The sequence below is a fragment of the Streptomyces sp. NPDC102490 genome (assembly GCF_044765285.1).
Classification (GTDB): Bacteria; Actinomycetota; Actinomycetes; order Streptomycetales; family Streptomycetaceae; genus Streptomyces.
The window spans coordinates 568,336-577,478 of sequence record NZ_JBIWJU010000004.1 but is presented as its reverse complement, the minus strand read 5'-3'; the positions used below and the strand labels follow the sequence as shown (position 1 = coordinate 577,478).

General features: G+C 70.9%; 9 protein-coding genes. 4 read left to right on the top strand and 5 right to left on the bottom strand.

Annotation, left to right across the window (positions count from 1 at the left end; translation table 11 throughout):
• The 3 genes from ACIRGB_RS11895 to ACIRGB_RS11885 all read right to left on the bottom strand — a co-directional run.
• Positions 1 to 1,019 (bottom strand): alpha-amylase family glycosyl hydrolase (locus ACIRGB_RS11895; protein WP_403862079.1); only part of this gene is annotated, 1,019 nt, incomplete at its 3' end.
• Entirely contained in the window at positions 1,016 to 3,022 is a 2,007-nt protein-coding gene (locus ACIRGB_RS11890) for a maltotransferase domain-containing protein (protein ID WP_403862076.1), read from the bottom strand. The genes ACIRGB_RS11895 and ACIRGB_RS11890, both read right to left, overlap by 4 nt.
• Before the next feature lie 62 nt (positions 3,023 to 3,084).
• Positions 3,085 to 3,357: a DUF5133 domain-containing protein gene (locus ACIRGB_RS11885; protein WP_059302912.1), complete on the bottom strand. Its 273-nt coding sequence runs from the start codon at positions 3,355 to 3,357 to the stop codon at positions 3,085 to 3,087.
• Between the two features lie 278 nt (positions 3,358 to 3,635).
• Here ACIRGB_RS11885 and ACIRGB_RS11880 point away from each other — a divergent pair, with 278 nt between their 5' ends.
• Entirely contained in the window at positions 3,636 to 4,151 is a 516-nt protein-coding gene (locus tag ACIRGB_RS11880; protein WP_403862072.1) for a pep a2, read from the top strand.
• The gene (gene glgX / locus ACIRGB_RS11875; protein WP_403862069.1) at positions 4,148 to 6,304 is read left to right on the top strand and encodes a glycogen debranching protein GlgX; all 2,157 of its coding nucleotides are present in this window, start codon (positions 4,148 to 4,150) and stop codon (positions 6,302 to 6,304) included. The genes ACIRGB_RS11880 and glgX overlap by 4 nt, the downstream gene beginning before the upstream one ends.
• A 2-nt stretch (positions 6,305 to 6,306) precedes the next feature.
• On the opposite strand, the gene ACIRGB_RS11870 is transcribed toward glgX, so the two are convergent.
• Positions 6,307 to 7,110, bottom strand: coding sequence for a VOC family protein (locus ACIRGB_RS11870; protein ID WP_403862066.1), 804 nt, complete (start codon positions 7,108 to 7,110; stop codon positions 6,307 to 6,309).
• 119 nt (positions 7,111 to 7,229) lie between these two features.
• On the opposite strand from ACIRGB_RS11870, the gene ACIRGB_RS11865 reads away from it, so the two are divergent.
• Positions 7,230 to 7,571, top strand: a complete 342-nt coding sequence (locus tag ACIRGB_RS11865) for an ANTAR domain-containing protein (RefSeq protein WP_403862063.1) — start codon at positions 7,230 to 7,232, stop codon at positions 7,569 to 7,571.
• Here ACIRGB_RS11865 and ACIRGB_RS11860 read toward each other — a convergent pair.
• Positions 7,519 to 8,310, bottom strand: coding sequence for a SigB/SigF/SigG family RNA polymerase sigma factor (locus tag ACIRGB_RS11860; RefSeq protein WP_403862131.1), 792 nt, complete (start codon positions 8,308 to 8,310; stop codon positions 7,519 to 7,521). The genes ACIRGB_RS11865 and ACIRGB_RS11860 overlap by 53 nt on opposite strands.
• Positions 8,311 to 8,613: 303 nt before the next feature.
• On the opposite strand from ACIRGB_RS11860, the gene ACIRGB_RS11855 reads away from it, so the two are divergent.
• Positions 8,614 to 9,138, top strand: coding sequence for a hypothetical protein (locus ACIRGB_RS11855; RefSeq protein ID WP_403862061.1), 525 nt, complete (start codon positions 8,614 to 8,616; stop codon positions 9,136 to 9,138).
• The last annotated feature ends 5 nt before the right edge of the window (positions 9,139 to 9,143 follow it).

Below are 9,143 nucleotides of genomic sequence, written 5' to 3'. Positions count from 1 at the left end.
TCGTCGGTGACCATTTCCAGGGTCAGCTCGTCGTGGTTGCGCAGGAAGATGCCCCACTGGCAGCCCGACGGGATCGCCGGGGTCTTGGCGAGGATTTCCGACACGGGATAGCGGGACTCGCGGCGCACGGCCATGAAGATGCGCGGCATCACCGGGAAGTGGAAGGCCATGTGGCACTCGTCGCCACCGGCCGCGAAGTCGCCGAAGTAGTCGACGACGTCCTCCGGCCACTGGTTGGCCTCCGCCAGCAGCACGGTGTCCGGGTAGTGCGCGTCGATCTCGCGGCGCACCCGCTTGAGGAACGCGTGCGAGGCGGGCAGGTTCTCGCAGTTGGTGCCCTCTTCGGCGTACAGGTAGGGCACGGCGTCCAGCCGGTAGCCGTCGACCCCCAGGTCCAGCCAGAACTTCAGGGCGGCCAGCATCTCCTCCTGCACGGCCGGGTTCTCGTAGTTGAGGTCCGGCTGGTGGGAGAAGAAGCGGTGCCAGAAGTACTGGCCGCGGACCGGGTCGAAGGTCCAGTTGGACGCCTCGGTGTCGACGAAGATGATGCGGGCGTCGGCGTACCGGGTGTCGTCGTCGGCCCAGACGTAGTAGTCGCCGTAGGGGCCGTCGGGGTTCTTGCGGGACTCCTGGAACCACGGGTGCTGGTCGCTGGTGTGGTTCATGACGAAGTCGATGATCACGCGCATGCCGCGCTGGTGGGCCGCGTCCACGAACTCCACGAAGTCGGCGAGGTCGCCGAACTCGGGCAGGACGGCGGTGTAGTCGGAGACGTCGTAGCCGCCGTCGCGCAGCGGTGACTTGAAGAAGGGCGGGAGCCAGAGGCAGTCCACGCCCAGCCATTGCAGGTAGTCCAGCTTGGCGGTCAGGCCCTTGAGGTCGCCGACGCCGTCGCCGTTGCTGTCCTGGAAGGAACGGACGAGGACCTCGTAGAAGACGGCTCGTTTGAACCAGTCCGGGTCGCGGTCCTTGGCGGGAGTGTCCTCGAACTTGTCCGGCACGGGCTCGTTCACGGTCATGAGGCTGCGGACCCTTCGTTCCGGCGCGCGGCGGCGGAGGGCCGGCGGAGGTGGAGGACGTGGGCGGGGGCCCGGCCGGGCTCCAGCCGCACGTAGTTGGTGCGGCCCCAGTGGTAGGTCTCGTCCGTGAGTTCGTCGAGGACCGGCACCGACTCGTGCCAGTCCAGGCCGAGCTGCGGCATGTCGAGCGAGATCGTGGCCTCCTGGGTGCGATGCGGATCGAGGTTGGCGACCACCAGGACGACGTCCGACCCGGCGCGCTTGCTGTACGCGATGAGCGCGTCGTTGTCGGTGTGGTGGAAGTGGAGGTTCCGCAGCCGGTGCAGCGCGGGGTGGGCGCGCCGGATGGTGTTGAGGCGGGTGATGAGGGGGGCGATGGTGGTGCCCTCGCGGGCGGCGGTGTCCCAGTCGCGGGGTTTGAGCTGGTACTTCTCGCTGTCGAGGTATTCCTCGCTGCCGTCGCGCAGGGGGGTGTTCTCGCACAGTTCGTAGCCGCTGTAGATGCCCCAGGTGGGGGAGAGGGTGGCGGCGAGGACGGCGCGGACCTCGAAGGCGGGGCGGCCGCCGTGCTGGAGGTAGGCGTGCAGGATGTCGGGGGTGTTGGTGAAGAGGTTGGGCCGCATGTAGGCGGCGGCCTCCCCCGACAGTTCGGTGAGGTAGTCGGTCAGTTCCTGCTTGGTGTTGCGCCAGGTGAAGTAGGTGTAGGACTGCTGGAAGCCGATCTGGGCGAGGGTGTGCATCATCGCGGGGCGGGTGAAGGCCTCGGCGAGGAAGATGACGTCGGGGTCGGCGTGGTTGACGGTGGTGATGACGCGTTCCCAGAAGGCGACGGGTTTGGTGTGGGGGTTGTCGACGCGGAAGATCCGCACGCCGTGGTCCATCCAGAAGCGCAGGACGCGCACGGTTTCGGCGACGAGTCCTTCGGGGTCGGCGTCGAAGGCGATGGGGTAGATGTCCTGGTACTTCTTGGGCGGGTTCTCGGCGTGGGCGATGGAGCCGTCGGGGCGGTGGTGGAACCAGTCGGGGTGTTTGTGGACCCAGGGGTGGTCGGGGGAGCACTGGAGGGCGAAGTCGAGGGCGATCTCCAGGCCCAGCCGGTCTGCTTCGGTGACGAAGTGGTCGAAGTCGTCGAGGGTGCCCAGGGCGGGGTGGACGCTGTCGTGGCCGCCTTCGGGGGAGCCGATGGCCCAGGGGACGCCGACGTCGTCGGGGGTGGCGGTGAGGGTGTTGTTGCGGCCCTTGCGGTGGGTGGTGCCGATGGGGTGGATCGGGGGGAGGTAGACGACGTCGAAGCCCATGGCGGCGATGGCGGGCAGGCGGCGGGTGGCGGTGCGGAAGGTGCCGTGGGGCTGGGCGGGGGTGCCCTCGGAGCGGGGGAAGAACTCGTACCAGGCGCCGTACAGGGCGCGTTCGCGCTCCACGAGCAGGGGCAGCGGGTCGGAGGAGGTGACCAGGTCCCGCAGGGGGTGGCGGGCCAGGACCGCGTCCACCCGGGGCGTCAACGCCGCCGCCAGCCGGGTGGCCACGGGCAGCGTGTCGTCGAGCAGGGTCGCCGCCGCGGCCAGCAGCACCGCCCGCCCCTCTTCCTTCGGCACCCCGGCGGCGGCCCGCCGGTACAGCTCGGCCCCCTCCTCGAGCACGAGGCCGGCGTCGATGCCGGCCGGGACCTTGATCCGCGCGGTGTGCCGCCAGGTGGCGACGGGGTCGCTCCACGCCTCCACCCGGTACGTCCAGTTGCCCGGTGCGCCCGGGGTCACCTCGGCGCCCCAGCGGTCGCTGCCCGGGGCCAGCTCCCGCATCGGCGTCCAGGGGCCCGGCCGGCCCTCGGGGTCCTTCAGCACGACGTTGGCGGCCACCGCGTCGTGCCCCTCCCGGAACACGGTGGCGGAGACCTCGAACGTCTCTCCCGTCACCGCCTTCGCCGGACGCCTGCCGTGATCCACCACCGGCTGGACGTCCCGGACCGGGATACGTCCGATCCCCACGGTCGCGCTCATCCGCATCTCACCTCCGCCGTGCTTCGGGGCCGGGCGCGGGCCCGGCCGATTGGGTTGGGCCGACCGGGTCAGGCCGCGCCCGAGGGGGCCTTGTGCCCCGAAGGGGCGAGCCGCTCCGGCTGCTCCTGCGCATGGGTGACCAGGTTCGTCCGCAGATACCGTTCGGCGGCGTCCGCGGCCTCGCGTGCGCACCGCTTCCCCATCAGCACGCAGAGGGTGTAACCCGAGTCCTCGAAGGTGGTCCGGACGGTGACGTCCGTGGGGGACGCCAGCATCGAGCGTTCCCAGGCGCGGTAATGCCGCAGCTGCCGGGCGACTTCGCTCTTCGCGGGGAGCAGCATGGCCGGTGACCTTCCGGACGGTCCGGGGGTACGGACGATCGAGTTCTTCACACATGGTGCACGGGCGGTGACGCCCCGTCTTGTTGGATCTTCAACCGCTTTCCGTTACCCGCTCCGGCCCGGAATCCGGCCTCTGGACCGCTCGTGTTGCACGAATGGGCTACCGCTCCCACTCTGGAGTGACTCAGAAGCGATCAGCGCTCACGCTTCGTGATCGGGGAGCCCGTCCCCCAAGGGACGAGGAGGAGCGAGAGCCTTCGCGGTGAGGAGCCACGACGATGAAGACCGCAGTGCCCTGCTACTACCACCTCGACGTGGAAGTGAGCCCGGAACGGGTCGGACAGGTCAGGCGCATCCTGGCCGCTCACCTCCGGTTCTGGAACCTGGAGAACCTCGTCGAACCCGTCTGCTCGGGCGCCGAGATGCTGCTCCGGGCGATCGACGAGCACGCCAGCGACAAGAACACGTCGATCGAGATGTGGTGGAACCACCAGCACCTCATCACCGCCGTGGGCGGCAACGACCAGGCGCTCCGGGTCGACCAGGACCTGCGCACCTGTCTCCAGCACCTCGCCGCCCACAGCGACGGCTGGGGCTGCTGCGCCACCGACACCGGGGCGAAGGTCATCTGGTTCTCGCGCCGCGCCCGCGCCGGCGAACGCGTCCCGCTGGTGGCGAGGGCGCCCGAGCCGATCACGCAGGAGGGGCTGGAAGTGCCGCGAGAGATCATGCCGGTGGCCCGGGTGGCCGGCCGGGCACGAACGCGCGACGGCATTCTGGAGGAGGCCCGGTGAGCCGCGCCAGGCCGAAGTGGAAGGGGTCGCCCGTGTGGAGCGGGCACCCATACCCCCTGGGAGCCGCGTACGACGGACAGGGCACCAACTTCGCCCTGTTCAGCGAGGTCGCCGAGCGGGTCGACCTCGTGCTCGTCGAGGACGACGGCAGCCACAGCAGCATCCCGCTGCCCGACGTGGACGGCTTCGTCTGGCACTGCTACCTGCCCGGCGTCGGCCCGGGGCAGCGCTACGGCTACCGGGTGCACGGCCCGTGGGCCCCGGCCGTCGGCCATCGCTGCAACCCGGCGAAGCTGCTCCTCGACCCCTACACCCGCGCCGTGGACGGGCTGGTGGACAACCACGCCGCCCTCTTCGAGCGGGCCAGGGGCAAGGCCGATCCGGGCGACAGCGCCGGGCACACCATGCTCGGCGTGGTCACCGACCCCTTCTTCGACTGGGGCGACGACCGGCCGCCCCGGCGCCCGTACTCGGAGAGCGTCATCTACGAGGCCCACGTCCGCGGCCTCAGCCGCACCCACCCCGACGTGCCCGAGGAACTGCGCGGCACCTACGCGGGCCTCGCGCACCCGGCGGTGGTGGACCACCTGACCTCCCTCGGCGTGACCGCCGTGGAACTGATGCCGGTGCACCAGTTCGTCCACGACGGAGTGCTCCAGGACCGGGGCCTCGCCAACTACTGGGGCTACAACACCATCGGCTTCTTCGCGCCGCACAACGGCTACGCCGCCCTCGGCACCCGCGGCCAGCAGGTCACCGAGTTCAAGTCGATGGTCAAGGCCCTGCACGCGGCCGGCCTCGAGGTGATCCTCGACGTCGTCTACAACCACACCGCCGAGGGCAACGAGAAGGGCCCCACCCTCTCCTTCCGCGGCATCGACAACGCCTCCTACTACCGCCTGGTGGACGGCGACTGGCAGCACTACTACGACACCACCGGCACCGGCAACAGCCTGCTGATGCGCCACCCCTACGTGCTCCAGCTCATCATGGACTCGCTGCGGTACTGGGTCACCGAGATGCACGTCGACGGCTTCCGCTTCGACCTCGCGGCCACCCTGGCCCGGCAGTTCCACGAGGTGGACCGGCTGTCCGCGTTCTTCGACCTCATCCAGCAGGACCCGGTGATCAGCCGCGTCAAGCTGATCGCCGAGCCCTGGGACGTCGGTGAGGGCGGCTACCAGGTGGGCAACTTCCCGCAGCTGTGGTCGGAGTGGAACGGCAAGTACCGCGACGCCGTACGGGACTTCTGGCGCGCCGAGGAGCACACGCTCGGCGAGTTCGCCTCCCGGCTGACCGGCTCCTCCGACCTCTACCAGCACAGCCGCCGCCGTCCCCGCGCCAGCGTCAACTTCGTCACCGCCCACGACGGGTTCACCCTGCGCGACCTCGTCTCGTACAACGACAAGCACAACGAGGCCAACGGCGAGGACAACCGGGACGGCGAGAGCCACAACCGCTCCTGGAACTGCGGCGTGGAGGGCGACACCCGGGACCCGGCCGTGCGGGAACTGCGCGGCCGCCAGCAGCGCAACTTCCTGGCCACGCTCCTGCTCTCGCAGGGCATCCCGATGATCTGCCACGGCGACGAACTCGGCCGCACCCAGCGCGGCAACAACAACGCCTACTGCCAGGACAACGAGATCTCCTGGATCGACTGGCGGCTCGGCGACGAGCAGCGCGCGCTGCTGGACTTCACCCGGCGCCTGATCGCGCTGCGGGCCGACCACCCGGTGCTGCGCCGGCGCCGCTTCTTCCGCGGGGAGACCCTCACGCACGCGGACCAGCCGCTGCCCGACCTGGTGTGGCTGCTGCCCGACGCGCGGGAGATGAGCGACGACGACTGGCAGCGCTCCGACGCGCACACCGTCGGCGTCTTCCTCAACGGCGACGCCATCGCCGAACCCGACCCCCGCGGCCGGCCCGTGGTGGACGACTCCTTCCTGCTGCTGCTCAACAGCCACTGGGAGCCGGTCCACTTCCGGCTGCCCGACGCCACCTACGGCGAACGCTGGACGGCCCTGGTCGACACCGCCGACCCCGAGGGCGTCCCCGACGAGGCCGAGCACAAGGCCGGCACCCGGCTGACCGTCGAGCAGCGCAGCCTGGTGCTGCTCTCCCGGCCCTCCCGCACCGGCCCGGTGAGCCGGTGAGGTCAGCTGCCGAGACGGCGCGCGGTCACCGTGAACTGCGCGCCGTCGACGTCCCGGAGCACCGCCTCGTCCGCACCCAGGGACAGCACACTGCCGCCGTGCCGCTCGGCGGCGCGGGCACAGGCCGTGACGTCCTCGACCGCGAAGTGGACCTGCCAGTGCGGCCGGACGGCCGGGTCGGGAGCCGCTCCCAGCGCGCCCGACTCGATGCGGGCCACCACCTTGCCCTCGTGGCGCAGGACCACCTCGTCACCCTCGTACCGGACCTCGCAGCAGCCCTGCCCCGACGCCCACTCGAAGATCTCGCCGTAGAAGATCGCGGCGTCGAAGGCGTCACGGGTGTGCAGCCGGATGAAGGCGGGCCGCTTGGTGCGCCAGGCGTCCCAGTCCGAGAACAGTTCGCCCTCCCAGATGCCGAAGGTCGCCCCGTCCCGGTCGGCGAGCAGGGCCGCCCGCCCCGGCGGCAGGGAGATCGGCCCGACCGCGGCGGTGCCGCCGCGCTCCTGCGCCCGCGACACGGCCTCGTCCGCGCTGCGCACGGCGAAGTACGGCGTCCAGGCCACCGCCATCTGCCACATCGCGGCGACGGCGGCGATCCCGGCGACCGGCACCCCGTCGGCCAGGGCGATCCGGAAGGGCTCGCCCAGCCGGACGGGCCGCCACTGCCAGCCCAGCACGGCGGAGTAGAAGTCCTCGGTGGCCTTCAGATCACGGCTGGTGAGACTCACCCAGCAGGGGGCCCCGTACACGGAGTGCGTGGACAGGAGGCCTTCCCCGCGGGTGGAGGAGGTCGTGTCGTGGTTCATGGCAGTCGTGTCCTGGTCTCGTCCACCGGCAGCCACCGGCTCCACACCAGTGTCCGGCCGGGAGTGCGGCGGGCGCCTGGCGAGTACCCCGCACATGGCGCCGAAACGGAGGCCCCGAGGTGACCGTGCCCACCACCGACGTGGACCAGATCTTCCAGTTGCAGGAGCAGGTCAGGCAGCTCAAGGAGGCGGTCGTCTCGCACGCCGTCGTCGACCAGGCGATCGGGGTGGTCATCGCCCTCGGCGGGGTGACGCCGGACGAGGGATGGCTCGTCCTGAAGGAAGTTTCCCAGCATACGAACATCAAACTCCGCACTGTGGCGGAAGCGGTACTCATCTGGGGGCGCACCGGAGTGATGCCGCCGGAGATCCTGGCAGCCCTGGAGGACCGTCTGGGGCGGCCCGCGCTCAGCGGGCCTCCGCCAGGATCTCCTCGCGTATCCGGTCGAAACAGCCGGTGAGCAGCCGGGAGACGTGCATCTGGGAGATGCCGAGCTGCTGGGCGATGCGGCTTTGGGTCATCCCTCCGAAGAAGCGCAGATAGAGGATGGTGCGCTCGCGCTCGGGCAGCGCCTCCAGACACGGCCGGACGGCCACCCGGTCGACCACCGCGTCGAAGGCGGGATCGGGGCCGCCCAGCGCGTCACCGAGGGCGTACCCGTCGGTGCCGGGCATCTCCGCCTCCAGCGACAGGGCCGAGAAGCACTCCAGGGCCTCCATGCCGGTGCGCACCTCGACCGTGGTCAGCTGCGCGTGCTCGGCGATCTCCTCGACGGTCGGGGCGCGCCCCGGCGTGGTCTGCGCCAGCTCCTTCGCCGACCTGCGGACCCGGTTGCGCAGGTCCTGGATGCGGCGCGGCACGTGCAGCGTCCACATGTGGTCGCGGAAGTGCCGTTTGATCTCGCCGGTGACGGTCGGCACCGCGTACGCCTCGAAGGCGTGGCCCCGAGCGGGGTCGTAGTGGTCGACGGCCTTGACCAGGCCGAGGGCCGCCACCTGATAGAGGTCCTCCAGGTTCTCGCCGCGGCCCCGGAAGCGGACGGCGATCCGCTCCGCCATGGGCAGCCAGACCCGGATCAGTTCGTCCCGCAGCGCCTTGCGCTCCGGTCCCTCGGGCAGCCCGGCGAGCCGGTCGAACGCCGCGGCCGTGTCGGGGGCGTCGTCGTGCGGGTGGGGCTGGGTTCTGCCGGCGACACGCATCACGCGCACCTCCCTCAGCAGGGGTGCTGGCAAGTCCTCGTATATATGGATACTGAGCGCGATTGCCCCGAACGGCCACTCGAACGGCTGCGTACCGGTGATCGGGCGGCCGCCCGGTAGCGGGACGTGATGTGCGGCACGCTCCCGGTGATCGCGCGGAGGCGGCGCCGGCGGATCGTCCCTGCGCAACGCTTGATCGCCGATCAAAAGGGACGAAGTCCCTGGCCACAGCGCATTCCGCTCATTTGACAGTGCGCTGAGCGTGCGGATAGGAAGCAGCGTCGAGAGGTCGAGAGGGGCACCGTGTACGAGCCGAACGTGGTCGGGGACTGGCAGGAGTACGACGAGCACGCCGGCCTGCGGGTCCGTGTCCACCGTCTTGAGCCGGCCGAGCCGCCGCGTGGCCGCGACGACGCCGCCGAGGGGCTGACGTACTTCCGGGTCCGGGTGACCGTCGAGAACCGGGGAGCGCGGCACCTCGGCATCCACCTGGAGGACGGCCAGATCGACGTGCGGATCGGACCCGACGGGGAGAGCGCCTTCCTGGACTGGCGCAACTCCCAGTTCATCGAGGGCTTCGACGTCTACCCGCTGCGCCGGGCCACGGCCGTGCTCTACGCGGCCGGCCCGGAGGCGAGCCTGAGCCAGGTGGACGTGCAGGTGCAGCTGCGGGTGGACGAGGAGTGGGCCGACCGCCGGCTGTGGAGCGGCGTCCTCGGCCTGCCCGACGGCGCCGGCGCCACTCCGTGCGGCGGGGTGCGGGACGAGGGCCTCGCGCACCAGGTGAGCGCGTTCCTGCGGGGCCAGTCGGAGGAGGGCCCGGCCTGATCCGC